Origin of the sequence: Glaciecola petra (assembly GCF_031846345.1) — a bacterium.
GTDB lineage: Bacteria > Pseudomonadota > Gammaproteobacteria > Enterobacterales > Alteromonadaceae > Glaciecola > Glaciecola petra.
On record NZ_JAVRHX010000001.1, the window covers coordinates 885,904 to 912,242 of the forward strand.

The window sequence follows — 26,339 nt, forward strand, 5'->3', positions numbered from 1 at the left end:
TCTTTAAATTAAGCGTGCTTTTGACTACAATGCGCTGTCGATAATACGAACATATTAAATTAACCTAGGCTATTCCATACTAATGAGCTTTATTGCTGTTGGCATTAACCACGAAACTGCTCCTGTTGAGGTACGTGAAAAAGTTGCGTTTACTCCCGCAACCCTTGCCGATGCATTGACCATATACGCCAAGCAGCGAGAGAATGCTGAGTTGGTGATATTGTCTACTTGCAATCGTACCGAACTGTTTGCTAGTTCCGCTCAAATTTCATGTGCTGATTTAATTGATTGGTTAGCAGAACTGCACAGCATCAATGTTGAAACGCTGAAAAAATATATTTATTTATACGAAAAGGAAGATGCCTTACGACATCTTATGGAAGTGGCTTGTGGTCTTAACTCACTTATTTTGGGAGAACCACAAATTTTTGGACAGGTTAAACAAGCATTTACTGAAGCAAAGCATGTAGGGACGATTAATGGCCAATTTGAAAAGATTTTCCAATCAACATTTTCAGTTGCCAAAAAAGTGCGGACACAAACTGATATTGGCGCAAATGCAGTTTCTGTTGCTTATGCCGCAGTTCAATTAGCTAAGCAGATTTTCGGACATTTAAATAAAAGTACGGTGTTGTTAATTGGTGCAGGTGAAACCATCGAATTGGTCGCTAAACATTTAAGCGATGTTGAAATAAAACAAGTTACAATTGCAAATAGAACCTTAGCAAATGCGCAACATCTTGCTGATGTCCTAGATATTCAAAGTAAAGTTGTCACAATAAGTCAAATTCCTAGCGTGTTAAGTGAGACTGATATTGTTATTAGTTCAACCGCAAGCGCTTTGCCTTTGATCAGCAAAGGTACAATAGATGTTGCTTTAAAAGCAAGGCGACACAAACCCATGTTGCTTATAGATTTAGCAGTACCTAGAGACATTGAGGACCAGGTTAGTAAACTCGACGATGCGTATTTGTATACGGTTGACGACTTACAGCATATAGTACAAGAAAATATTGCAAATCGAGAAGTTGCTGCCTCAGAAGCCAATGCAATAATTAGCCAAAATATAGAAGACTTATTAAAGTGGCAGCAATTGCATCAAAAGCGTGACTTAATTAAGGCCTATCGAGAAGATGTTGAAATAGTGCGTCAACAAATATTATCGAAAGCGATGCAAAAGTTAGCGCAAGGTGAGGAAACTGATAAGGTGCTTGAAGAACTCAGTTACAAATTAGCACAAACCATGATGCATCAGCCTACTAAAGCCCTTCAGCAGGCTATAGCTGACCCAAACAAAAGCGCGTTAAGTTTGTTAGAAGATATTTTTACTTCTCAAGTAGAAGGCCCAAAAGGAAAATAATGAAAGATTCTGTAGTAACGAAACTAGAAACACTGGTTGAACGCTTTGAAGAAGTTCAAGCCTTATTGGGTGAACCAAGCATTATTAGTGACCAAGAAAAGTTTAGATCATTATCAAAAGAGTATTCTCAACTAGAACAAGTCGTTGAAAAATTCAATGCATTTCAAAGTGCACAACAAGATATTGAATCTGCCAACGAAATGATGCAAGAAGATGACGCTGAAATGCGAGAGATGGCACAAGAAGAATACAAAGATGCAAAACATCGGACCGAAACGCTAGAAACTGAATTACAAATACTCTTATTACCCACTGACCCAAACGACGATCACGATTGTTTCTTAGAAATTAGAGCGGGTGCAGGAGGAGATGAAGCCGGAATTTTTGCGGGTGATTTATTCCGTATGTATTCTCGTTATGCTGAGACGAAAGGCTGGCGTCTGGAAGTTATGAGCGCAAACGAAGGCGAGCATGGCGGATATAAAGAGGTCATTTCACAAGTAAGTGGGAATGGCGCTTTTGGAATTTTAAAGTTTGAGTCGGGTGGTCACCGTGTGCAACGAGTTCCCGAAACCGAATCTCAAGGACGGGTTCACACTTCTGCTTGCACGGTCGCGGTATTACCCGTATTACCCGAGTCTGAAGCAATTGAAATTAACCCAGCTGATTTACGTGTAGACACTTACAGAGCATCTGGAGCGGGTGGTCAACATGTTAATAAAACGGACTCGGCTATCCGTTTAACTCATTTGCCTACTGGTGTGGTTGTTGAATGTCAGGATGAACGGTCTCAGCATAAAAACCGTGCACGAGCCATGTCGGTGTTACAGTCGCGTTTAAATCAGTTGGAAACAGACAAACGCGCAGAAGAAGAAGCCAGTACTCGAAAGAGTTTGGTGGGTAGCGGCGACCGGTCTGAGCGTATTCGGACTTATAATTTTCCGCAAGGACGGGTATCTGACCATCGCATTAATTTAACCTTGTATAAGCTTGACGATGTGATTGCTGGAGACCTAGGCGCTTTGCTTGACCCCATAAGGCAGGAGCATCAAGCCGATTTGCTTGCTGCATTGTCTGAAGAATAAAAACTGACGAATAAAATTGATGAATAAGTCTGTCTCAGGTCTTTTAAAATGGTCTGCACAAATTATCGCTGATCAACCCGACTTAAGTTATCAGGCACCAGCATTAGAAGCTCGTTTGATGTTGGAACATGTTATTCAAAAGAATCACGCTTGGATGATTACAAACGCAGAAGAGCAATTGTCACAAGATACAGTTGAGCATTTTGAGGCACTATTAAAGCAGCGTATAAACGGCAAACCATTAGCATTTATTTTGGGTAAACAGAGCTTTTGGGACCTAGAGTTGTTTGTTGAGCCTTGCACGCTTATTCCACGTCAAGATACGGAAACGTTAATTGAAGCGGTTCTTGAACATGATTTTCCCGACAAGACAAAAGTGTTGGATTTGGGCACGGGTACTGGAGCTATTGCCATTGTATTAGCAAAAGAAAACCCTAGCTGGGAAATTAGCGCAGTTGATAAAATTGTTGATGCGGTCGTATTAGCGGAAAAAAATGCGGTGCTAAACAAAGTTAAAATTGATTGTCATCAAAGCGACTGGTTTAGTTTTTTTTCTAAAAGCAACAATATACGCTTTGATCTTATTGTCGCTAATCCTCCATATGTTGAATCTAATAGCCCCTATTTGCAACAAGGTGATCTGCGATTTGAACCAATGTCCGCTTTGGCTTCGGGTGCTGATGGTCTTGACGACATTCGCTATATTATTGAAACTGCTCAACAATATCTAAACGATGATGCTTTTTTATTTTTAGAGCATGGACATGAGCAACACCTAAGGATTGCTGAAATTTTGTTAGACCATGGATATACTAATATTCAACATCGTCATGATTATGGTAAAAAAGTGCGTGTAACTTACGCGAAATTTCGTAGCAATTAACGGAATTTACTAACAATTAGCGACAAATAAAGATATTTAACGACAATCTTTGCGTCAAAGAGCAAGCTGTCAATAAATGCCAAATCAGAAACTAGGAACTTAAAAAATGAATGCAATTACGCAAGTTAATGTCAATAGAATCGAAGTCTCAAATAATTCTCCTTTCGTTTTGTTTGGTGGAATGAATGTTTTAGAGTCAGAAGATTTAGCCATGCGTATCGCAGAAAAATATGTAGAAGTGACTTCGCAACTTGGTATTCCATATGTATTCAAAGCTTCTTTTGACAAGGCAAATCGCTCATCTGTGAGTTCGTATCGTGGACCGGGACTGGAAGAGGGCTTACGAATATTTGAAAAAATTAAAGCTACTTTTGATGTGCCAATTATTACTGATGTTCATGAACCGTATCAAGCTGGGCCTGTTGCCGAAGTTGTTGATGTTATCCAACTACCGGCATTTTTAGCGAGGCAAACCGACTTAGTGGTTGCCATGGCAAAAACCCAAGCAGTAATTAATGTCAAAAAACCTCAGTTTTTGGCCCCCCACGAAATGGCACACATCATTAACAAATTTGCCGAAGCAGGAAACGATCAAATATTACTGTGTGAGCGTGGAAGTTGTTATGGTTACAATAACTTGGTTGTGGATATGCTTGGTATGGATTTAATGAAACCAATGGCGCCTGTGATTTTTGATGCAACACACGCATTGCAAAAGCCTGGCGGGCGAAGTGATTCTGCTGATGGACGTCGCAAACAAGCTGCTGAATTAGCTCGCAGTGGCATGGCTTTAGGCATTGCTGGTTTGTTTATTGAGTCACACCCCGATCCAGATAATGCTAAATGTGACGGTCCGTGTGCATTACCACTTGACCAACTTTATCCATACTTATCACAAATGAAAGCCGTTGATGAATTAGTGAAATCATTTAGCCCTTTGGATATCGATTAGTCAGTCGCTAGTTTCCATAGCCATTCCCCTTGCGTTAAGACCGAGTCTCGGTCTTCTTCTAGTATAAAACCTTGAGTGATTGCATGGCTTATCGCAGTCTCGAGGGTCCTTCTGTAAGCGTCCCAATTTGCATAACGTTGTAATACCTGTTGTTTTGGCAACAACTTGATCGCACCTCTGAAATCCATCATTTCATCTTGCGCAAATTGTGCGTTATGACGCAATACCCACGGTAAAAAGCTTGCAATAGGCGCTTCAAGCAATGGGTGTCTTATACCCGCTATTTCGTTTCCATTGCTGTCTACAGCGGGTAAGGGCGGTACAATGGTCGCAAGGATACGGGGTGGATTAAGCTTAATAACACCTTGTTGCCATTGTTTTCCATAATCGTAAATATAGGCCGTGTGTGGACTAATAGGTTTTCTTAAATCACTTAACATATTGGGTAAGTTATAATTTTCAAAGTTGACTAGTGTATTATCAGAAAATCGTGGAAATCGGCTTTTAGGTGGGCTTTTATCATCCACTACCCACTCAGTTAATGCACTTATTAATGCGCGCAAATTTAGCAATAGGTCAAGAGAGTTTCCTTGAAAATACCTAGGCTTGCCGTCGATGGCTTTCAGGTTACTTTGACGCTCAACAAAATGTTGGGCTGATGCTAGGTGGTATATACGCTCAGTTGCTAAGGGTTCTATATCTTTTCCATTATGCGAGTGAATTAGCGCTGCTGCTCTTCCCCAATATTCGTAACCTGTGTTGGTATAAAACACTTTAGGGTGAAAAGCGTTTGTCATATGCAGCATTAAGCCATCAGGTTCGCCTGTGACAGGGTGCTCAACTGGTCTACTCGCAAATGGAAACACATCGGTAGGATAGAAGAACGCTGACATTCTATGTGCATCGCGCGAGGCTTGTGCAAAACGATGATTAAAACTACCTCGTCCCGCACCAGCTGTATGTATAAGCATGCCATCAAATGCGATGTTACCGGCCTCAGTTTTATTAAAGCCTTGGTATAAGAAGTGTCTCAGCCATCTACCTGTTTGTGAGACTCCAAATGCTATGGTTTTAGGGCTAGAGAACCGTGAATCACCTTTTTTTATGTATTCTGCGGTATCTCTAATGAGTGCAAATCCTAATCCAACAACTATTGATTCTTGGGTTGGGTATACTAATTCGTAGATGCCAGGATTGAAATCGCCAACAATCGCATCCCCTTGTTCTGAAAAACGCCATTTAGAGCTAGGCACAATTTGTTTCATGTCGTTGGGGGCAAGTCGCCGTGTTAAATAAGCCTGCTCTTGTTTGTGCTTGTCGACGACATAAAGTACTTTAATATTATCCCTATGTGCCAAACGCAATTTGTTAGCTTGGCTTTCTATTGTCCAATCACTGCGAGCCATGCCTGTAGTGTTTTTAGCCCTAGGCAATATAACCGACATATTGTTATCTTGAGCATAGACATCTGCTTGCCAACCCACCCACATAACCGATAAGCCCAAACGCTGCAATAGGCCATCGCCTAATGAAGACGCTGTTGTAGGCGAATTGTTCACCACAGCTTTGTTAAAATACCGTAGTGAGGCTTTTGAACCTCGGTTGCTAATCTCTAGAAGAGTCGCCTTCCTTTTATTTTTATCTGCTGGTTGGATAATGAAAAAAGTGGATGTTACCGCTACTTTTCCATCTTGCATGTTAGCCAATTGGATGTCAGTCACGTGCTGATTTTGCGGCAATTTAGGGTCGAATTCGAAATGTAAATTACCGCTTATAGCTTCGAGTTCAATGCCAAAAGCGATAAAGTTTGTTTGTTCGTTAATTTGTACATTGACGAGTTTAGCGTGAGAAGAAAAACTACAAAGTATTATTAATAACAACGAACACAGACGTAACAAAGGCATAATTATGCTTCCTCTTAAATAAAGATCTACCGACCTTAAGTACTTTAGTTCATTGAGTAATATTGCCCAATAGAAGAGTATGCGACGTGAGATGAGCATTCAAGTAATAATTTGTGTGCCTTAGCGCTATTTATCAACACAAAAAAAAAGAGGCTGTACTAAAAGCACAACCTCTTTGAGTCAATTACTTGTATGCTAAACTGCGCTCAATATACCGTTTAAGGTTTTACTAGGACGCATTGCTTCTGCTGCCAGTTTATCATCAGCAAAATAATAGCCATTGATATTCATTGGAGCACCCTGTACTTCGTTTAGTTCATTCACAATTGTGTCTTCGTTAGTCGTCATGCTCTCGGCAATAGAACTAAATTGTGCTTTAAGCTCATCAGACGTGGTTTGTGCTGCAAGTTCTTGTGCCCAGTACATTGCCAAATAAAAATGCGAACCACGATTATCTAGCTCTTTTACTTTTCGTGAAGGCGACTTGTTTTCTTGTAAGAACTTGGCTGTTGCCGCGTCTAGAGTGTCAGCCAAAACCTGCGCATTGGCGTTTCCAGTATTGACGCTTAAGTGCTCAAGCGACGCTGCTAACGCTAAAAATTCGCCTAAAGAATCCCAACGTAAGTGGTTTTCTTTTTCAAACTGTTGCACGTGTTTTGGCGCTGAACCACCTGCACCGGTTTCAAATAAGCCACCACCGTTCATTAAAGGAACAATAGATAACATTTTTGCACTTGTACCTAATTCTAAAATAGGGAACAAATCGGTTAAGTAATCACGTAAAACGTTACCTGTCACTGAAATTGTGTCTTGTCCTTTACCACAACGTTCTAGGGTAAATTCGGTTGCATCAACAGGACTAAGCACTCTGATATCTAAACCAGTTGTATCGTGGTTAGGCAAATATTGCTCAACCTTTTTTATCATTTCGGCATCGTGAGCGCGGTTTTTGTCTAACCAAAATACCGCTGGCGTATTAGTGGCACGAGCTCGCGTTACTGCAAGTTTTACCCAATCTTGTATGGGAGCATCCTTAGCTTGACACATTCTCCAAATATCGCCCTGTTCAACGACATGGCTAAGCAATACATCACCTGCCACGTTAACGACTCTTACTGTACCAGCTTCACTAAAATTAAAAGTTTTGTCGTGTGAACCGTATTCTTCAGCTTTTTGCGCCATTAAACCCACATTTGGCACAGTACCCATTGTGGTTGGATCAAATGCACCATTAGCTTTGCAGTATGTGATGACTGACTGGAAAACACCTGCATAATTACGATCGGGGATCATAAACTTAGTATCTTTTTGCTTACCGTCCGGTCCCCACATTTGCCCTGAGGCACGAATTGCTGCTGGCATTGATGCATCAATGATAACGTCAGATGGCACATGTAAATTGGTAATGCCGCGATCAGAGTCAACCATCGCCATATCGGGGCGGGTTGCATACACAGCTTGGATATCAGCTTCTATTTCGGCTTTTTTATCTGCCGGTAAGTTAGCAATTTTAGCATAAACATCGCCAAGACCATTTTTAACATCCACACCAAGTTGAGCGAAAGTGTCGGCGTGCTTTGAGAATACATCTGCATAAAAAACTTCTACAGCGTGCCCAAAAATAATAGGATCAGACACTTTCATCATGGTTGCCTTCATGTGCAACGACAACAAAACATCCTCGCCTTTTGCAGCATTAATTTCTTTTTCAAAAAACGCCATTAATGCATGCTTACTCATGACTGAGGCATCTATTATTTCTTTGTCCAACAGAGATATTTTTTCTTTTAGAACAGAAACCGATCCTTGTTTATTTTCAAATTCGATACGAACATCTTGGGCGCCATCAACGGTTACCGATAATTCACTGCCATAAAAGTCGCCAGATTCCATATGTGCTACATGTGATTTTGAATCTTTCGACCAAGCACCCATTGAGTGTGGGTTAGCTTTTGCGAACTGTTTAACTGAACCAGGGGCTCTACGATCAGAATTTCCTTCACGTAATACAGGATTTACAGCCGAACCTAATACTTTAGCGTAAGTCGCTTTTATTTCTTCTTCTTCAGCCGTTTGTGGGCTCTCTGGATAATCTGGAAGAGCATAACCTTTAACTTGTAATTCTTTTATTGCAGCTTGTAGCTGTGGAATTGATGCGCTTATATTAGGTAGCTTGATAATATTTGCTTCGGGTGTTTTTGCTAAATCACCAAGTTCTGCAAGAGCATCATCCATGCGCTGTTCTTCTGTTAAAAACTGCGGGAAATTAGCGACTATTCTTCCAGCGAGTGAAATATCTCTGGTTTCTACATCAATGCCTGAAGAAGCAGTAAATGCTTTGATAATTGGAAGCAATGACTGAGTGGCAAGCGCTGGCGCTTCATCAGTGATGGTATAAATTATCTTAGAAGTGTCTGTAGTCATTAAAAGTCCTATAGCTAGTTGTATTGACGTCGCTTTCAAAAAAGCAACTTTGTTTCATCAATAGATGGCATTATGACGCAGCAAAAATTTAAGGTCTTAACATTTTTGCAAGCATGCTAATTTTTGGAGCTGAATTCTATCTGATTTAAAGAGGTTTTTGTAGCGTTTAAGACTATTTGAGCAGACATATCAACAAATAAAGTGTGAAATTTCAAAAGTTGTTTGTTTTCCTATGCCTTTAAGGTTTTTTTCTTGTTTAAAAATTGTTGCATCTATGATCGTATTATTTAGATGTATAGCCGAATCAATAAAAATTTGATTGGCCTCAGCTGTTTGTTCTAACCTTGCGGCTCTGATAACAGTTTGACCCCAAATATCAAATTGAGGGTGATTGGTATCAAATATTCCAATGCTTACTTGACCGAGGCTAGCGCCTATTTTAATGGACATTTGAGAGTGCTTTTGCAACAAAAAACAAGCCTCAATAACACAATTAGCAATTTGCTTTTGGCAATATGTTCGATTTAAGCCAATTATGACGATATATTGATCGCCGTTTATTTTGATTCGTCTTGCATCTAAATTCGATAAACAATTATCAAAATCGTCATATAATTTGTAAAACTGCTTCCATGAATCAGGCTCTTGAGTGGGCGATTTCAACATTTCAGAAAAATTGCAAATATCAACAAAAATCACACCCAGTTCTTGATTAAAGTTGAGCGTGCTTTCATTCACATATGTAAGCTGTTCGGCCAATGTGGTTGGGAATATTTTTTTTAAAAGATTTTGTTGGTTACGCTGTAAAACCTGAAGTTTATGCCAGTGTCGGCTTAATATTTGACGAATGTAATACACACAAATGCAACACGAAAAAATAAAACCCATATTATTGATTCGTTTGTTTAGCGCAATGTTGTAGGAAGGTATATCTAACGCATTTTGCATCAAGCCGTAAAAGCTTGGGTCGTTTGCATGCAGCGTATTTGGAAGACTAAACGAGAAATATAAAAACAAAAAAGCCATTAGCCCAGAAACTACAATCATTTGACGCACTTCTTGACCAGAAAATAAATAACTACAAATAAAAATAGAGAGGATAAAATAGTAGTGAAGTCCAACGTCGGCCTGCCACAAGATACAAGCCCAAAATAAATAGCTACAAAAAGCTATTATCAATATTGCTCTTGCTCGGCTAAAACCCCCTGTATTGTTTAGTCTCATTGCATAAATGAACAATAAACAGTGAAAACAAAAATTTAAAAAATGATAAAACCAATAAGTATTAGCATGAGCGTCATCTTGCTCCAATAAGCTCATCAATATGAGTTTAAAAGCCTGTAGACAGATGACAAACAACATGGCATTTGAAATTGTTTTAACAATTTTAGTGCGATTATTGTGAATAATTCGATGATTAAGTTTACCGCTTTGAATCATTTCTTCATCCTTGAAGAAATTACCAAGAGCGACCACTAAATTTTATGCGATTAGAACTCAAACAACTTAGTGAGTTCACTCATGGTTAAATGATTGATATGACCATTTTAGCGTCAGCTTATTCTGCTAACAACTGATCAACTAGCCTGATTGCATCACCAATATATTGCTCGGGACTTAGTTTTTTGAGTTCTGCTTTTGCTTGTTCCGGTATGTCTAAGGCATCTACAAATTCACCCATAACAGACGCATTTACTTTTTTACCACGAGTAAGGTCTTTTAATTTTTCGTAAGGTTTCTCAATACCATATCGGCGCATGACGGTTTGAATCGGTTCTGCTAATAGCTCCCAATTATCGTCTAATTCTTTGGCCAGACTTTTTTCATTGACTTCTAGTTTGCTAATACCCTTCAAACTAGCTTGATAAGCTATGATGGCATACCCAAACCCAAGGCCTAGATTACGCAAAACCGTAGAATCAGTAAGATCTCTTTGCCATCTACTAACAGGCAATTTACTCGCAAGGTGAGCAAAAACTGCATTAGCGATACCAAGATTGCCCTCAGAGTTTTCAAAGTCGATAGGGTTTACCTTATGAGGCATGGTGGAAGAGCCGATTTCACCAGCGATAGTCTTTTGTTTGAAGTGCCCTAGAGCAATATAGCCCCATATATCGCGGTCAAAATCAATTAAAATGGTATTGAACCTAGCCATTGCATCAAAAAGTTCAGCAATATAATCATGAGGTTCTATTTGGGTGGTAAATGGATTATGCACCAGTCCTAAATCACTCACAAAATTTTCGGATATGCTATGCCAATCAAGATTGGGATAAGCACTCAAATGTGCATTGTAATTTCCTACAGCGCCGTTTAGTTTCCCTAGCATGGGGACTGCTGTTATTTGCGTCAGTTGTCGTTTTAAACGCGCTACGACATTTGCCATTTCCTTACCCATTGTAGAAGGAGAGGCTGGTTGCCCATGTGTGCGTGCCATCATCGGTATATGCTTGTACTGTTTGGCTAAATCAGCAATTGCAGTAATTACCTTTTCACAATAAGGAACAACAACATTAGATAAGCCATTTTTTAGCATTAATGCATGCGACAAGTTATTAATATCTTCAGAAGTACATGCAAAATGAATGAATTCGTTGACTGAATTCAGTTCATTGTTATGTTTAACTTGGTTTTTAAGAAAATATTCAACAGCTTTGACATCATGATTTGTCGTTTTTTCAATATCTTTTATTTGTTGTGCATGTTTTTCGCTGAAATTATCTACGATGTTATTTAAGATGGCATTAGCTTCATCGCTAAACGGAGGCACTTCAGTAATTTCAGCCTGCATAGAAAGCGCTTGAAGCCACCTAACTTCGACCTCCACACGATAACGGATTAGGCCAAATTCGCTAAAAAAAGAACGTAACTCACTGCTTTTACTACCGTATCGGCCATCGACTGGTGATAATGCAGAAAGTGCTGATAATTCCATTTGTATACCTTTTTAAAATGTCTAATGAAATTCAAGGCAACTACCTTGATGTTGTTTTAAATTGTTCGTAGTGCTTCTTTGGCACCATTAACGACCGTTTTGCGATTAAACAAAATTTGTCTGCGCTTGCCACCCAATTGTCGCCACAATACAGCCGCACGCACACCCGCCAGTAGCAAAGCTCGAACTTTCTTTTGATTACTAGTCTGACTTAAATAATCTGGATTACCCGCCACTTGAATTTTGGCAGCCAACGGGCTTACCACATCAGAATAAATAGAGGCTAAAGAGGTCAAAATTTGTGTATGTTCAAATTCAACATGCCCTAATTGTCGTTGGACATGAGATACTCTTTCAGCGAGCTCATTAAGCGCACTATTATGACGGCTTAATTTGCGTTCTAAACTGAGTATAGAGGCAATGTAGCGTGTTAATTCGGCATCTTTATGTTTATTGTTTGAGTCTAATTGCGCAATTAAAGTTTGGAAACCAATAGCAAGATTTTGGAGTGAACCAAATACCTGTTGGGTATTGTCAGGTGACGTGACTAGTATACTAGAAATACTGGCTTCAACAGCATTTGCGTCTGCACTGCCATTTCTGGCTATTGATTGCACTAGTTTAGCGCTTTGGCATACACCAGCTAAGGCTAAATGTTGTTCTTGATAATTCATTGAGCAGCCTTAAATCGCGGTACTAAATGTAAAAAATAATAACTGATATACTGATAATCTAGGCATGTTTAAGTAGCGCTTCATTATTTTCGTCTATCTTCAAATAACTCTCAATAATACCTCCACCAAGGCATACATCATCACGATAAAAAACCGCTGATTGTCCTGGCGTTACTGCTTTTTGTGGCTCATCAAATATCAGTTTTGCTTTGTCTGAGGAATGCGGCTCAAAAGTACATTTTACATCGTTTTGTCGATATCGTGTTTTCACCGTTATTTTCTGCGTCTTATTGAAATCCTCTCGGTCTACAAAGTGCAGTTGACCGGCAATTAAGCCATGTGAAAATAAGCTAGGATGATTGGCCCCTTGGGCGACAATCAAGCGATTATTTACAAGGTCTTTTTCGACCACATACCATGGTTCATCACCGTATTCTTTTTTACCCCCAATAAGTAAACCTTTGCGTTGGCCTAAGGTGTGATACATCAGGCCTTGGTGTGTGCCAATTTCGGCACCGTCTACGGTCACTATAATACCGGGTTGTGCAGGTAAATATTGTGATAAAAAATCACTGAATTTTCGTTCGCCAATAAAGCAAATACCCGTGCTGTCTTTTTTGTCGTGGGTAATTAAATCAAATGCATGCGCTATCTCGCGCACTTTCGGCTTAGGTAAGTGACCAATAGGGAAAAGCGTTTTAGCGAGGTGTTCATGGCTCAACGTATATAAAAAATAGCTTTGGTCTTTATTATCGTCGGCTCCCCGCACCATTTGCCATTTACCATTATAAAGTCGGCGTTGGGTGTAATGGCCAGTCGCGATAAAATCAGCCCCTAAATCTTCCGCTGCAAATTCTAAAAAGGCTTTAAATTTTATCTCTTTATTGCACATAATATCGGGGTTGGGAGTGCGGCCTGCTTTATATTCAGCCAAAAAATATTCGAACACACGGTCCCAATATTCAGCGGAAAAATTAATGGTATGAAGGTATATGCCGAGCTTATCGGCAACTGCTTGTGCATCGGCTAAATCTTCAGCTGCTGCGCAGTATTCGTCGTTGTCGTCTTCTTCCCAGTTTTTCATGAATAAACCCTCAACAATATATCCTTGTTGTTTCAAAAGCAGGGCAGAGACAGACGAATCAACACCGCCAGACATGCCAACAATGACCTTTGTTTCTTTGATGGGTTTTTCAGTGTTACTGTTCATTTATTCCGTTTGTTGTGTATGATTTTTACGAATTTCGCGCAGTATAGCAAATAGGCATTGTAAGGTCATAATATGTTCGACTAATTTTTTGTCTTTCCTAATCAGCAACACTACAAGCTGATATATTGTCCATTGTCGATGCCATCAATTGTCCATGATCCTATTCTATATCGAATTAAACGCAGAGTAGGCAGACCTACACTTGCAGTCATTCTTCTTACTTGTCTGTTACGCCCTTCGATTATCGATATTTGTAACCAAGCCGTTGGAATATTCTTGCGTTCACGAATAGGGGGGGTGCGTGGCCAAATATTGGGTGCTGCGATTTGTTGCACTTTAGCTGGTAAACTCATTCCGTCTTTCAAAGCAACACCAGTGCGAAGCGCTTCAATTTGGGCCTTGTTGATGATTCCTTCAACTTGCACCCAGTAGGTTTTACTGGTTTTGTTTTGAGGAGCAGTAATTTTTTTATTCAACAAACCGTCGTTCGTCAAAATGAGAAGTCCTTCACTGTCATAGTCTAATCGGCCGGCACAATACACACTTGGGATATCAATAAAGTCTTTTAAAGTGCGCCTATTTTGGCTGTCTGTAAACTGGCTTAGCGTGTTGAAAGGTTTATTAAATAATATTATTTTTCTAGAAATCGAATCTTTGATTTTCAAACGATTCACGCTGACTCTCTTTTACTTTTTAAATTGGAATTTTAGGTTTTGAGGCATAAAAAAAGCAGTCAACTGCTGCTTTCAATCAGAAACTAAAAACGGACATGGTAGTTCTACACTGTCTGCATTCACCCACCTTTGATTTAGTAGGTTTAATTGTGGCACAACCATCCCACGCTATTGCCATTTATCATAGGTAAGCTATCTCTTGGAGATATCCACTACTAACAAATTCGAATAACTTATTCTAATTGTTTATCTTGTCGGCTCTTCTCCGTCCGCAAGACCGATATTTTCAGCATGCAAACCTTTCGGTCCCTGCTGAACATCGTAAGTTACTTGTTGCCCAGCTTTCAGTGAACGATATCCATCCATTTGAATAGTCGAATAATGTGCGAATATGTCTTCACCGCCGTCTTCCGGCACAATAAAACCAAAACCTTTAGCATTATTGAACCACTTTACTCTACCAACTGCCATAGAACTGCGTCCTGTTCCTTGAATTCTTTACTATTCGCCCTCATAGTTTTAATTATGGTGACGATAAATTTATATGAACTATTTTATATGAACTATCGGTGACATACGGCAAAATTGTCACTCAGCAACTAGATTAGATTTGTTAGGTCAACATTGTCAAGAAATATAAACGCGATATAAAGCTTTTTCACATTTTTCATGCTAAATGATGATTTACGTCGCCCAAGTTACTAAATACGCACTACAATCAAAGTATGAAGTGCAAAGAAACACTTGCTTCTATTGTCGCTATTTTATAGTCTGTTTTTGAAGACAGTTTAATGGTTGTTGTTATTTTTCATTGGCGACGCAGTAGCAAACAAGTATATGAATACACAATGAGTAAAGAAAACATTATAAACATCGAAAGAGAAAAACAACTTGAACTTCGGCGGCAAAAAACTGCACCACCACCGATGTACAAAGTTATGCTAAATAATGACGACTACACGCCAATGGATTTTGTAGTTGAAATCTTACAAACGTTTTTTTCTATGGACACAGAAAAAGCAAACCAATTGATGTTGACGGTGCATTATCACGGAAAGGCAGTATGTGGCATATATACTGCAGAGATTGCAGAAACTAAAGTTATGCAAGTTAACCAATATTCTCGTAAACATCAGCACCCATTAATGTGTACGATGGAACCAGCGCAGTAAGAGGAATACTAAAATGTTAAATAAAGATTTAGAACAAACGCTTAACGAAGCCTTTGTGTTTGCGCGTCAACAACGTCATGAATTTATGACTGTCGAACACTTATTATTAATGTTACTTGATAACACAGCAGCTAATGAAGCGTTGAAAGCTTGTGGCGCAAAAGTCGATCTTTTGCGCACAGAGCTTACCGAATTTGTAAATGAGACAACTCCATTAATTACGGAAGAACAGGCCGTAGATCGCGAGACCCAGCCCACACTTGGTTTTCAGCGTGTATTACAAAGAGCTGTTTTTCATGTTCAATCTTCGGGTAAAGGTGAAGTAACAGGCGCGAATGTTCTTGTGGCTATTTTTAGTGAGCAAGAGTCTCAAGCGGTTTACATTCTCAAAAAAGCCGACGTCACAAGACTTGATGTTGTGAATTTTATTTCACATGGGGTTAGCAAAAACGAAGATGACGAAACACCCTCAGAAGAAGTAAACGAGGAAGCTGCCGAAAATGAAGAAAATCAATCCATGTTGGCAAAATATGCCAGCAACCTAAATGCATCGGCAAAAGAAGGCAAAATTGATCCGCTAATTGGCAGAGATTCGGAAGTAGAGCGAAGTATTCAAATTCTTTGTCGTCGGCGTAAAAATAATCCCTTGTTAGTGGGCGAGGCGGGTGTTGGTAAAACAGCAATTGCTGAAGGCCTTGCATTTAGAATTGTTAATGAAGATGTCCCTGAAGTGATTGCTGAGAGTACAATATATTCGCTCGATTTAGGAAGTTTACTTGCGGGTACTAAATATCGTGGAGATTTTGAAAAACGTCTCAAAGGTATTTTGAAGGAACTTAGTAACGATAAAGACGCTATTCTTTTTATTGATGAAATACACACAATTATTGGTGCGGGCGCAGCATCTGGCGGTGTTATGGACGCTTCCAATCTGTTAAAACCCAAATTAAGCAGCGGCGAACTCAGATGTATTGGTTCTACCACTTATCAAGAGTATCAAGGCATTTTTGAAAAAGATCGCGCATTAGCTAGGCGTTTCCAAAAAATTGATGTCGTTGAGCCTAGTGTTGACGATACTACTAAGATACTTATTGGATTAAAGTCGCGTTATGAAGAGCATCACAGTGTTAGGTTTACACAAAAAGCTTTGCAAGCGGCGGCTGAATTATCAGCCAAATATATTAATGAGCGTCAACTTCCCGATAAAGCTATTGATGTCATTGACGAAGCGGGAGCGAGCCAACGTTTATTGCCAGCGTCAAAACGCAAGAAAACAATCAACGTAACTGATATTGAACAAATTATCGCTAAGATTGCTAGGATACCCGAAAAATCTGTTTCGGCATCTGATAAAGATGTACTTAAGAATATCTCGCGTAATTTAAAGATGGTTGTGTTTGGGCAAGACCAAGCAATAGAAAAAATGTCTATGGCGATTCAACTGTCACGTTCAGGACTTGGCAATGAAGCTAAGCCTATAGGTAGCTTTTTGTTTGCTGGTCCTACTGGTGTGGGTAAAACCGAAGTGACACAACAACTAGCCAAAATAATGGGCGTTGATCTTATCCGTTTCGATATGTCTGAATATATGGAAAGGCACGCAGTAAGTCGTTTAATTGGTGCGCCTCCTGGCTATGTAGGCTATGACCAAGGTGGTTTACTTACAGATGCAGTGATTAAACAACCTTATTCGGTTGTGCTGCTTGATGAAATGGAAAAGGCACACAGCGATATATACAATATTTTATTGCAAGTTATGGATCATGGGACGCTAACCGACAACAATGGCCGAAAGGTAGACTTCAGAAATGTAGTTTTAGTTATGACAACAAATGCAGGTGTACAAGCGACTGTGCGGACATCAATTGGCTTTAAACAGCAAGATAATAGCCATGACGCGATGTCTGAGATTAATAAAACCTTCTCTCCTGAGTTTAGAAACAGACTTGACAGTATTGTTTGGTTTAACCACCTGGATGAAGAAGTCATAATGCAAGTTGTCGACAAGTTTATTATAGAGTTACAAGCGCAGTTAGACGTTAAAGGAGTATCTCTAGAAGTAAGCGAAAAAGCGCGCGCTTATTTAGCTGAAAAAGGGTACGACAAATCAATGGGTGCTAGGCCAATGGCGCGTTTGATTCAAGAAGAATTAAAACGTGAGTTGGCGTCAGAACTATTGTTCGGAAAATTAGCTAATGGAGGCGAAGTGAAAGTGGGACTGAAAAATAAGAAACTGAGTTTCACATACAAGAGCATAGAATCCATTAAGCAAGAAAAGGCGTAAACCAAACAGTTTCGCTATTGTTTCGAATCAAGCAGTAAAGCCGCGCACTAACAGTGACGCGGCTTTTTTAATTTTATGAAAATTTTTATCGCAATTATTATTTTTATTCGACGCGATATAACAAAAGGATGTTTATCGTGCTCGATAAATAATGCGTCCCTTACTGAGGTCGTAAGGCGTCATTTCAACAGTTACCTTATCTCCAGTAAGGATACGGATGTAGTTTTTACGCATTTTTCCAGATATATGCGCGGTAACAACATGTCCGTTTTCTAATTCTACTCTGAACATAGTGTTAGGAAGTGTGTCTTGCACCGTACCTTCCATTTCAATACAATCTTCTTTTGCCATTTAGCTTGGTAACCTCAGTTTTTTAACATTATTTGTTTTGCATAACAGGGTCTATATACCTGTCGTGTCAATACTGTTCGCTTTTCGGCGCGAACATTACGCCAAAAGCATGCATTAGTAAAGTTTTTCCTGTTTATTTAGTCGATAAAATCCACTGATTATCACGTAGGCGTTGATGAGGAAAAAATTTTTGCTTGTAATTCATTTTGTTGCATTCATCAATCTGATATCCAAGATATAGATATGGCAGCTCCTTTTCAATTGCGATTCTTATTTGTTGTAGAATAAAAAAGGTACCCAAGGAACGCTTAGCCATACTGGGTTCAAAAAACGTATATAACGCAGACAAGCCATTAGTGATGGTGTCGGTCACCGCTACCCCAATTAATTTGTCGTCGACTCTCCCCTCAATGAAACAAGGTTTATTCCAATCACAATGAACGAAGCTTCTATATTGTTCATAAGTTGCGGGAAACATGCTTCCGTCATGATGGTATTTGGCGATATAGTGTTCGTACAATGCATAGTAATCATCACGTTCACTATTGACTACCTGTATTTGAACATCTTTATTTTTTGACAATACACGTTTTTGACTTTTAGAGGGCAAGAACTTTGCACATATTATTCTAATTGATTCGCAGGCTTTGCAATTTTCACAATGTGGGCGATAAAGTTGTTCACCGCTGCGTCGGAACCCTACTTGAATCAGAGAGTTATAAAGTCCTTGAAGTTCTGATTCTTGCTCCATGCAAACCAATAAGCGTTCTTCTTTGTCGGGTAAATAGTTGCAAGCAAATGTCTGTGTTACGCCAAATTTCATAAGGAAATGATTAAATCCTTAGTACCCCAACAGTCAACCATGTGCTTATTGTTTTCTAATAAATGTAAAAATTGTTTACGAGAAACAGTTTTACAACCAAGAGATAACAAATGAGGGTTAACCAATTGACAATCTATGATGTTCATTCCATGGTTTAGCATATGCTGTGCTAATGCTAGGAGAGCGGTTTTACTCGCATCATTTGACAAATGAAACATTGATTCACCACAAAATACACCACTTACCACCACACCATATAATCCACCAACGAGTTTGTCTTCTGAATTATAAACTTCGACAGAATGTGCATAACCTAATTCATGTAAATGTGTGTATGCGTTCATCATGTCAACATTTATCCAGGTACTCGACGAGCTATCATTGCTTACTTCAGCACTAATTTCAGTTGAACTGTTAACGCGCGGGACGTTCGCACAATTATCGATAACTGCGTTAAAGTCTTTATTGAGCGATGCATAGTACCCAAATTTTTTGATGTTTTTACGTAATGTTTTATTTGCTGATATTTCGTCAGCATAAAATATAGCTCTTGGTTCAGGCGACCACCACAAGATAGGCTCTTGTTCGCTATACCACGGAAAAATCCCGTTTTTGTATGCCATTTTTAGTCTTTTGGGAGACAAATCTCCCCCAAATGCGAGTAAGCCGTTTGGTTCTTCTAATGCAAACTCTAATGAGGGAAAATCAAGTGAGTGATTCAGTTTAAAGATTTCTAACATTATCACCACTTAAGTATTTTTCATTGCCCAACTTACAAACCCATATTACATATGCAGTTTGGACTAAAAAAAGCATGTGTTCGCCATAAATACTCACTCGTTTTAGCTAAATTATAAGGCGTCTAGGTATTTTTCAGCATCTAAAGCAGCCATACAACCTGTACCTGCCGATGTGATTGCTTGTCTGTAGATATGATCACTTACATCACCCGCTGCAAACACGCCTTCAACACTGGTTTGTGTTGCGTTGCCATTAGCGCCACTATTAACAATAATATAGCCATCTTTCATTTCTAATTGACCATCAAAAATACCAGTGTTGGGTGAATGACCAATTGCTATGAACACTCCCATGGCATCTAATTCCTCAACACTGCTATTTACAGTATCTTTGATTTTAACACCTGTTACACCCATTTCATCGCCCACAACTTCTTCAAGGGTTTTGTTTAAATGTAAGGTGACGTTACCATTTTCCGCTTTGTCTATTAAGCGTTGAGTCAGTATTTTTTCTGAACGAAACGTTTCTCTACGATGGATAACATGGACCTCAGAAGCAATATTTGATAAGTACAAAGCTTCTTCTACTGCGGTATTACCGCCACCGACCACAACAACTTTTTGGTTTTTGTAAAAAAAACCATCACAAGTTGCACAAGCACTTACTCCTTTGCCCATAAAAGCCTGTTCGCTTTCAAGGCCCAAATACATTGCCGATGCTCCAGTGCATATAATAAGAGCATCGCAAGTATAACTAGCATTTTCGCCTTTCAGTTTAAGGGGCCTCTCACTAAAATCAGTTTCTATAATGTGATCAAAAACAATTTCGGTATCAAATTTTTCGGCATGTTTTTGCATTCTTACCATTAAGTCTGGACCAGTTAAATCGTTGGCATCACCTGGCCAATTTTCTACTTCTGTCGTTGTTGTGAGTTGTCCACCCTGTTGGCTACCTGTAATAAGGACTGGATTTAGGTTTGCTCTGGCTGCGTATACCGCTGCTGTATACCCAGCAGGACCAGAGCCTAATATTAGCAGAGGTATGTGTCTGCTTTCTGACATTTGATTCTCCAAATAGTGGTTATTGTAGTGTATGTGTGTCCATCAGTCGCTAATTCAATCTCTAATTTTTATACTAATCGCTAAAAAGTTTTCTTCAAGCAATTAGATTTTAACACTTGCGCGATTTAACTATGCTAATATTAACGCAATAAAGAAGAAAGGTTTAAACGATATTATGTTAACTCAACTTCCTAGTTATTTGAAAAATGGTCAAGAGTATATGCGAATTTGGCCAATGCAAAAGCAGTTGTATGCACTTTTTCCAGAATGCAGGATAATAACCGCAACTAAATTAGCAATAAAGATAATGCCACCATTGGCCATATTGATAGTAGCGATGCAAATTCAAGTTCTAGGAAAAGGCGCACTTCCCCAAGCCATTGCGATGGGGGCTTTTTTTGTCAGTATGCCCTTGCAGGGGATGCTGTGGCTAGGGCATCGTTCAGAACAAGAATTGCCACCTCATATTTTATCTTGGTACAAAGAAATTCACGCTAAGATGCGAGCAGAAGGCTGTGAGTTAAGAAGGATTACCCAAAAGCCTAAGTTTAAAGAATTAGCTATTTTGTTGCGCACCGCTTTTAAAGAACTAGACAAAGCGTTTACAAAACACCTTTTTTAAAATGTATCCTTATTCACTTGACTGCCTTAGTGTTTGACGACACTTTTTGCACACATATTGTTGTTTCCCTTTAATGATTTTATTGTGTCTTGTCATTGATAAATAGACCGTATCGCAACCGCATTTATATGCGACTTGTTTAATTCCTATATTAGAGATATCCAAGCCGTGTTTAGTGTGAGGTATTCTCTCAAATACTGAACGCATTATATGTTGCCATTCTTTCCCATGTGGTTTTGTAGGGCCGTATAACTGATAAACTAAAATATGAGCTAGTTCATGCGCAATGACTTCATCTAAGAAATACTGCTTATTCTGCTCAAACAATAAGGTGTTTAGCTTTATCAAATTATGTTGTAAATGTGCGCTACCGGCAACTTTTCCTCTTTGCCCAAGCTCAATTCTGGGTATTTTTAACTCTGCACATAAGAGAGCGTTGTGCTCACTAAGCAATGCTTCTTGTGCATGTTTAAATAGTATTTTCAATCTTTTTTGAGCCAAAGATATCAAAGCTTCAGGTGCTTTACATGCTGTCATTGCTGGATGTAATACTTAAGGCTTGACGCTGCGTGTGGTGGATTAACAAAGGGAAAAATGTCAAGAATGTGCGTTCAACTTGAGGGTTTCTATGCATTATATCCACACTTTCCACAGCAAATAGTAAAGGACGACTGAATCTATTTTCAATATGGATAAGTACATTTTTGATGGTGTCTATAGAGGCATAACTTTTCAACCACCTGCGGCTTAGCAAGCTTTGTCTAACCTTATCAAATCGATTTTCGAGCGGCTGCTCAAAAGTGGCAAGGCTGTCGTAAAATTCATCTAACAAAGTATTTAATGGTAAATTCGAAAATTGTTCCCAATGTTTAATTAATAAGTAATCAAAATAAACATCCAAGCAAAGATATGAAGTTCGACGTAAATGCAAAGGAAAGTGTGTACTAATGTGGGTTTCTTTGTAGTATTGATCAGTGAATACGTCAATTTTACGATGTAAATGAATACCATGTTGTATTGGAGTGTCAAATCTGTCCAATTCGCTTCCTTTAACAAAATCACCCATAAAATTGCCAACTAAATCAGTTTCGGTCATTTTAGCTAAACAAATATGGGCAAGGTAATTCATTTATTACTCAATAATGGTTAGGTTATACCAATAAAAAACCCAGACTTTAAGTATGGTCTGGGTTTTTAGCAACAGCTTAAGTTTAGTAGTTATTCAACCATGGTGCATTCTAAACAAAGTACATACGACGCCATGGGGTCATTTAAAGAAGTGAGTATCTTAGCCTCTTGATTAAAAGTGTTAGCTAACTTTTGAATAGGGCTCGGCTCTATATCAATATTTAGTTTACCAACTACTGTACTCACATTATTAAGTAAATTAGCCCACATTTTCTCTTCTTCGGTCATTTGACGCTCTATATAGGTCATTGAGTAATCTTCAAGTTCGGCCATATCGGCTGCTGCTGCAACAGCTTCTTCTAGTCCACCAAGTTCGTCAACTAAACCCAATTCTAATGCTTGTGTGCCAACCCAAACTCTGCCTTGTGCGATTTCGTCAACTTCTTCTAGTGTCATTCCACGTTCATCTGCCACTAGTGTGATAAAGCGCTTATATCCTCGTTCGATATTCATTTGAATCAGTGATTTATAACCTTCAGAAAGCTCTCGCATTGGGTCAATGCCGTTTAATTCACTTGTACTAATGCCGTCAGTATTCACGCCTAAGTAAGCTAATGAGTTTTCATATGTCATGAACATACCAAATATACCGATAGAACCCGTTATTGTGCTTGGCTCTGCAAATATCTTATCGGCGCTGGCAGATATCCAATAGCCACCAGAGGCTGCTACTGATGCCATTGAGGCAATTACTGGTTTCCCCGCCTCTTTGATTAATTCAACTTCTTGTCTTATTACTTCTGATGCGAAGGCGCTACCACCACCTGAATCGACTTGTAACACAACTGCTTTTACATTGTCGTCTAAACGGGCTTTGCGAAGTAAAGCCGCTGTGCTATCACCACCAATTGTTCCAGGATCTTGCTTGCCATCTAAAATCGTGCCTTTAGCGACAATAACGGCGATTTGGTTTAAATCGGTGTTTGGTAATGTGAAATCAGGCGTAATCATTTTTAAATAGCTATTATAACTGACACTATTGTATGAATTATCATCTTCACCTTGACCTAAAAGCTCAATCATTTCTGACTTAAATTCAGCTCTAGTGCGGAGGCCGTCTACCCAATTGTTGGTAAGTGCATATTGGCCAAAATCGCCTTCTACTGCACTGAACTTCTCAAGCAGAGCATCAAAGTTTTCGTCAAAGTTATCTGTGCCAAATTCACGGGAGCCTGAAACATCATTCTTGAACATGCTCCATAATTCAGTTAACCATGCTTCATTGGCTAATTTTGCTTCGTCTGACATATCATTACGTAGATAAGGTTCGACAGCCGATTTAAATTTGCCTACTTTGAATACATGAGTAGACACCTTTAATTTTTCTAAGGCTTCTTTGAAGTAAGTACCGTAGCGGGTATAACCTTCCATTAGCATCGCACCCATAGGATGAATGTACACATTGTCTGCATGTGAGGCTAAATAATACTGAGAACGGCCGTAATAATCGCCTATCGCGTAAACCGGCTTTTCTGTTGCTTTAAACACTTCAAGTGCTTCACCAACCATTTTCAGCTTGTCCATGCCACCACCGCCAAAGCGATCTAATTTGAGTACTAAAGCTTTGATTCGGTCATCTTCGGCAGCATTTTCAATTACGTCAATCAGCTCTTTAAGCAGTATTTCTGGGGCATCACCGCCTTGTCCTAATGCTTCTTGTACAAATTTTTCGGTAGGGTCAACCCATGTTTTTTGAATAACAATATTACCGCTCAAATTAAGAATCAAGGCGCTATCTGCTGAAACTTTAGGTTTGTCTGAGCCTGAGTTTGCTATACCGATAATAATAAAAAGTACGATTATCACAAAGAGAATATTAAGCACTAAGCGACGACTAAAATTTAGTGTGTTCCAAATTCCAACGAATAAGGATTTAGTAAAACTACGTTTTTCTGACATTAATTTGTCCTTTTAAAAATATACAACTACCTTCACAGTAGTGTATTAAATGCTGCTTACAGAAGACAGATTTAAATTGTAAACAGTTGTTACCTGTAATATAAGCTTAATGGTCGATATAAATACAAACGCAAAATAAGACTTAAATATTGTGCAATATATCAACTTATCTGAGTATAATTTAATTATAGGCATGGTAACAGCGCTTTGTCAGCAGGCAATATTTGATAAACGTCACTTATCATCTACACAGAGGACATAATGGAAGCATTAGACTTATTACTTAATAGACGGTCACAACCCAGACTAACCGCTCCTGCACCGAAGGGGAATGAGCTTGATAATATATTGCAAGCTGGTTTTTGTGCACCCGATCATCATTGTTTGTCACCATGGCGTTTTATTGTTTGTACTGAGCAAGGTTTAGAGAAATTAGGGAGCTGCTTTGAAGCTGCAGCATTAGCTAAAGGAGCACCGGAGGCTAGTATTGAAAGGGCACCTTTATTGCCTCTTAGAGCGCCGATGGTGATTGTGGCTATTTGTGATTATAAAGAACATGAAAAAGTGCCCAGAGTTGAGCAGGTGGCATCGACCGCTTGCGCAGTACAAGCTATGCAGATGGCAGCATTAGCGCAAGGATTTCAAGGTATTTGGCGTACTGGTTGGTATGCAACTGACGAGCATGTTAAACAGTCACTTGGGTGTAAGCAAAATGACGAAATCTTAGGTTTTTTGTATTTGGGAACGACGCCCTTAAAAGCGACAAAACGTCAACCTCGAGAGGCTGACAGTTTTGTACAATATTGGACGTAGTATTCGTTGTAAATGACTAAATAAAAGAAATTAAGCTTGCTCTATTTTAAACACTAAACCAGCATTTTTTTGCAAACGCTCAATAAGCGCTTCGCCTAGAGCCGGTGCGCTAGTGTAAAAACCACCACTTAGACTTTCCTTTTTTTCAGCTAAACAAATAGCACTCTCTGTAATCATTTTTGAGGTTGAGCCATAACCCGGGTCAAGATAACCTGCCACGCTTGCGGCATAAGTTTTACCATTAGCGTGTTCTCCAATAAACAATACATCATAAAATCCGTTTTCACGCTCTTCTTTGCTTGGTCCTTCGCCTGGCTTTGGACCACCTTCGCCACCTAAGGATTTATCGTTAGCGACATGGTTTGCAATTGCTTCTCCTTTGTCTCCTGGCCCCGTTAACATCATCTCATCGTATTTGAACGTTTTACCATATGCATAATTTAATAAGAAATTTGAGCGATGAACATTTTTTGTATTGATGGCAGCCATAATAAATGGTGCAGCCCAAGACCCTAGCTTTTCATCAAAATGAGGTTTGTCGCCCCTAGGTTGCTCACTTAAAACTTCCGACGTGGCTAATGAATAGGGGTTTATAAGCGCATGCATAATTGCTTTGTCTTGTTTTGCGGCAACCATCGTTGCTTTTAAGCTTGCTGCAGTGCCACCAGAGAATGTTCCTTGCATTTTCCTAACTCGGCCTTTTACATAATCAAGCGGCGCTGCTGTTTCTTGAATAACGGCTTGCTGCAAAAAATAAACGCCAAGATCAAATGGCACCGAATCAAAACCGCATGAAAAAACGATATGAGCGTTATTTGTTTTAGCTTCAGCTTGGTATTTGGCAATCATTTGATGCATCCATGCCGGTTCTCCACATAAATCGACATAAGATTTGCCCAACTTAACCACGGTGGCTAATAGTTTTTCGCCATATAATTGATATGGCCCTACCGTTGTTAAAACTACTTTTGCGCTATCCACTAATGAATCTAAGCTGGATTGGTCATCACTATCGGCGACTAAAAGATCAATATCCTGGCTAATGCCCATTTCGTCTCTAACTTGTTCAAGTTTTTCTGCGCTTCTACCCGCCATCGCCCATTTAATATTATCGGAAGCAGAAGGACCGCCTTCGCCATATTGCTTTTGCAAGTATTCAGCCACAAGCCGGCCGGTAAACCCAGTACTTCCAAACACTATGAGGTCATATTTTTCGTTCGCCATGATTAAGTTTTCCTTTATTTTGCTTACGCTAAAATTAATAGTCTATTAAGGGTAATCGAG

Annotated in this window: 24 protein-coding genes; 8 read left to right on the forward strand and 16 right to left on the reverse strand. The window is 39.3% G+C overall.

Going from position 1 to position 26,339, the window contains the following annotated elements; translation table 11 throughout:
* Nucleotides 1-82 precede the first annotated feature (82 nt).
* The 4 genes from hemA (at nt 83) to kdsA (ending at nt 4,280) form a co-directional block, all read left to right on the forward strand.
* Nucleotides 83-1,360 (forward strand): glutamyl-tRNA reductase, encoded by a 1,278-nt coding sequence (gene hemA / locus RM552_RS04015; protein WP_311367492.1) that lies wholly within the window; start codon nt 83-85, stop codon nt 1,358-1,360.
* A complete protein-coding gene (gene prfA / locus RM552_RS04020) occupies nt 1,360-2,445 on the forward strand; it encodes a peptide chain release factor 1 (RefSeq protein WP_311367493.1) in 1,086 nt (361 codons plus the stop codon). The genes hemA and prfA overlap by 1 nt, the downstream gene beginning before the upstream one ends.
* A 19-nt stretch (nt 2,446-2,464) precedes the next feature.
* Complete coding sequence (gene prmC, locus RM552_RS04025; RefSeq protein ID WP_311367494.1) at nt 2,465-3,328, forward strand: peptide chain release factor N(5)-glutamine methyltransferase; 864 nt, start codon at nt 2,465-2,467, stop codon at nt 3,326-3,328.
* 106 nt (nt 3,329-3,434) lie between these two features.
* Nucleotides 3,435-4,280, forward strand: coding sequence for a 3-deoxy-8-phosphooctulonate synthase (gene kdsA, locus RM552_RS04030; protein ID WP_311367495.1), 846 nt, complete (start codon nt 3,435-3,437; stop codon nt 4,278-4,280).
* Here the strand turns inward: kdsA and RM552_RS04035 are convergent.
* The 8 genes from RM552_RS04035 to cspD form a co-directional block, all read right to left on the reverse strand.
* Nucleotides 4,277-6,184: an alpha/beta hydrolase domain-containing protein gene (locus RM552_RS04035; RefSeq protein WP_311367496.1), complete on the reverse strand. Its 1,908-nt coding sequence runs from the start codon at nt 6,182-6,184 to the stop codon at nt 4,277-4,279. The genes kdsA and RM552_RS04035 overlap by 4 nt on opposite strands.
* Before the next feature lie 195 nt (nt 6,185-6,379).
* The gene (locus RM552_RS04040) at nt 6,380-8,608 is read right to left on the reverse strand and encodes an NADP-dependent isocitrate dehydrogenase (protein ID WP_311367497.1); all 2,229 of its coding nucleotides are present in this window, start codon (nt 8,606-8,608) and stop codon (nt 6,380-6,382) included.
* A gap of 189 nt (nt 8,609-8,797) precedes the next feature.
* Nucleotides 8,798-10,048, reverse strand: coding sequence for an adenylate/guanylate cyclase domain-containing protein (locus tag RM552_RS04045; protein WP_311367498.1), 1,251 nt, complete (start codon nt 10,046-10,048; stop codon nt 8,798-8,800).
* A gap of 118 nt (nt 10,049-10,166) precedes the next feature.
* The gene (gene purB / locus RM552_RS04050; protein WP_311367499.1) at nt 10,167-11,543 is read right to left on the reverse strand and encodes an adenylosuccinate lyase; all 1,377 of its coding nucleotides are present in this window, start codon (nt 11,541-11,543) and stop codon (nt 10,167-10,169) included.
* A 56-nt stretch (nt 11,544-11,599) separates the two neighbouring features.
* Nucleotides 11,600-12,217, reverse strand: a complete 618-nt coding sequence (gene hflD, locus RM552_RS04055; protein WP_311367500.1) for a high frequency lysogenization protein HflD — start codon at nt 12,215-12,217, stop codon at nt 11,600-11,602.
* Nucleotides 12,218-12,275: 58 nt separating this feature from the next.
* The gene (gene mnmA, locus RM552_RS04060; protein ID WP_311367501.1) at nt 12,276-13,427 is read right to left on the reverse strand and encodes a tRNA 2-thiouridine(34) synthase MnmA; all 1,152 of its coding nucleotides are present in this window, start codon (nt 13,425-13,427) and stop codon (nt 12,276-12,278) included.
* 110 nt (nt 13,428-13,537) lie between these two features.
* Nucleotides 13,538-14,101, reverse strand: a complete 564-nt coding sequence (locus RM552_RS04065) for a pseudouridine synthase (RefSeq protein WP_311367502.1) — start codon at nt 14,099-14,101, stop codon at nt 13,538-13,540.
* A gap of 246 nt (nt 14,102-14,347) precedes the next feature.
* A complete protein-coding gene (gene cspD / locus RM552_RS04070) occupies nt 14,348-14,572 on the reverse strand; it encodes a cold shock domain-containing protein CspD (RefSeq protein ID WP_311367503.1) in 225 nt (74 codons plus the stop codon).
* 377 nt (nt 14,573-14,949) lie between these two features.
* Here cspD and clpS point away from each other — a divergent pair, with 377 nt between their 5' ends.
* Together clpS and clpA are read left to right on the forward strand one after the other, a co-directional pair.
* Nucleotides 14,950-15,273 carry an ATP-dependent Clp protease adapter ClpS gene (clpS, locus tag RM552_RS04075; protein WP_311367504.1) on the forward strand — a complete coding sequence of 108 codons (324 nt, stop codon included), beginning with the start codon at nt 14,950-14,952 and terminating at the stop codon, nt 15,271-15,273.
* A gap of 13 nt (nt 15,274-15,286) precedes the next feature.
* Nucleotides 15,287-17,557 (forward strand): ATP-dependent Clp protease ATP-binding subunit ClpA, encoded by a 2,271-nt coding sequence (gene clpA / locus RM552_RS04080; protein ID WP_311367505.1) that lies wholly within the window; start codon nt 15,287-15,289, stop codon nt 17,555-17,557.
* A gap of 132 nt (nt 17,558-17,689) precedes the next feature.
* Here the strand turns inward: clpA and infA are convergent, their stop codons facing one another.
* The 4 genes from infA to trxB form a co-directional block, all read right to left on the reverse strand.
* Nucleotides 17,690-17,908, reverse strand: coding sequence for a translation initiation factor IF-1 (gene infA / locus RM552_RS04085; protein ID WP_006003271.1), 219 nt, complete (start codon nt 17,906-17,908; stop codon nt 17,690-17,692).
* Between the two features lie 133 nt (nt 17,909-18,041).
* Nucleotides 18,042-18,731, reverse strand: coding sequence for an arginyltransferase (locus RM552_RS04090; protein ID WP_311367506.1), 690 nt, complete (start codon nt 18,729-18,731; stop codon nt 18,042-18,044).
* A complete protein-coding gene (gene aat / locus RM552_RS04095; RefSeq protein WP_311367507.1) occupies nt 18,728-19,471 on the reverse strand; it encodes a leucyl/phenylalanyl-tRNA--protein transferase in 744 nt (247 codons plus the stop codon). Before aat ends, RM552_RS04090 begins: the two co-directional genes overlap by 4 nt.
* Before the next feature lie 111 nt (nt 19,472-19,582).
* Entirely contained in the window at nt 19,583-20,533 is a 951-nt protein-coding gene (trxB, locus tag RM552_RS04100) for a thioredoxin-disulfide reductase (protein ID WP_311367508.1), read from the reverse strand.
* A gap of 175 nt (nt 20,534-20,708) precedes the next feature.
* On the opposite strand from trxB, the gene yfbV reads away from it, so the two are divergent.
* Nucleotides 20,709-21,155, forward strand: coding sequence for a terminus macrodomain insulation protein YfbV (yfbV, locus tag RM552_RS04105; protein ID WP_311367509.1), 447 nt, complete (start codon nt 20,709-20,711; stop codon nt 21,153-21,155).
* Nucleotides 21,156-21,164: 9 nt separating this feature from the next.
* Here the strand turns inward: yfbV and RM552_RS04110 are convergent, their stop codons facing one another.
* The 3 genes from RM552_RS04110 to sppA form a co-directional block, all read right to left on the reverse strand.
* Nucleotides 21,165-21,692, reverse strand: coding sequence for a SprT family zinc-dependent metalloprotease (locus RM552_RS04110; RefSeq protein WP_311367510.1), 528 nt, complete (start codon nt 21,690-21,692; stop codon nt 21,165-21,167).
* A complete protein-coding gene (locus RM552_RS04115) occupies nt 21,679-22,284 on the reverse strand; it encodes an acyl carrier protein phosphodiesterase (RefSeq protein WP_311367511.1) in 606 nt (201 codons plus the stop codon). The genes RM552_RS04110 and RM552_RS04115 overlap by 14 nt, the downstream gene beginning before the upstream one ends.
* Nucleotides 22,285-22,373: 89 nt before the next feature.
* Nucleotides 22,374-24,242 carry a signal peptide peptidase SppA gene (gene sppA / locus RM552_RS04120; protein ID WP_311367512.1) on the reverse strand — a complete coding sequence of 623 codons (1,869 nt, stop codon included), beginning with the start codon at nt 24,240-24,242 and terminating at the stop codon, nt 22,374-22,376.
* A 261-nt stretch (nt 24,243-24,503) separates the two neighbouring features.
* Here sppA and RM552_RS04125 point away from each other — a divergent pair, with 261 nt between their 5' ends.
* Complete coding sequence (locus tag RM552_RS04125; protein WP_311367513.1) at nt 24,504-25,055, forward strand: NAD(P)H nitroreductase; 552 nt, start codon at nt 24,504-24,506, stop codon at nt 25,053-25,055.
* 30 nt (nt 25,056-25,085) lie between these two features.
* Here RM552_RS04125 and RM552_RS04130 read toward each other — a convergent pair whose 3' ends face one another.
* On the reverse strand, nt 25,086-26,279 hold the full coding sequence (locus RM552_RS04130; RefSeq protein WP_311367514.1) for a saccharopine dehydrogenase family protein: 1,194 nt from the start codon (nt 26,277-26,279) through the stop codon (nt 25,086-25,088).
* Nucleotides 26,280-26,339: the final 60 nt, after the last annotated feature.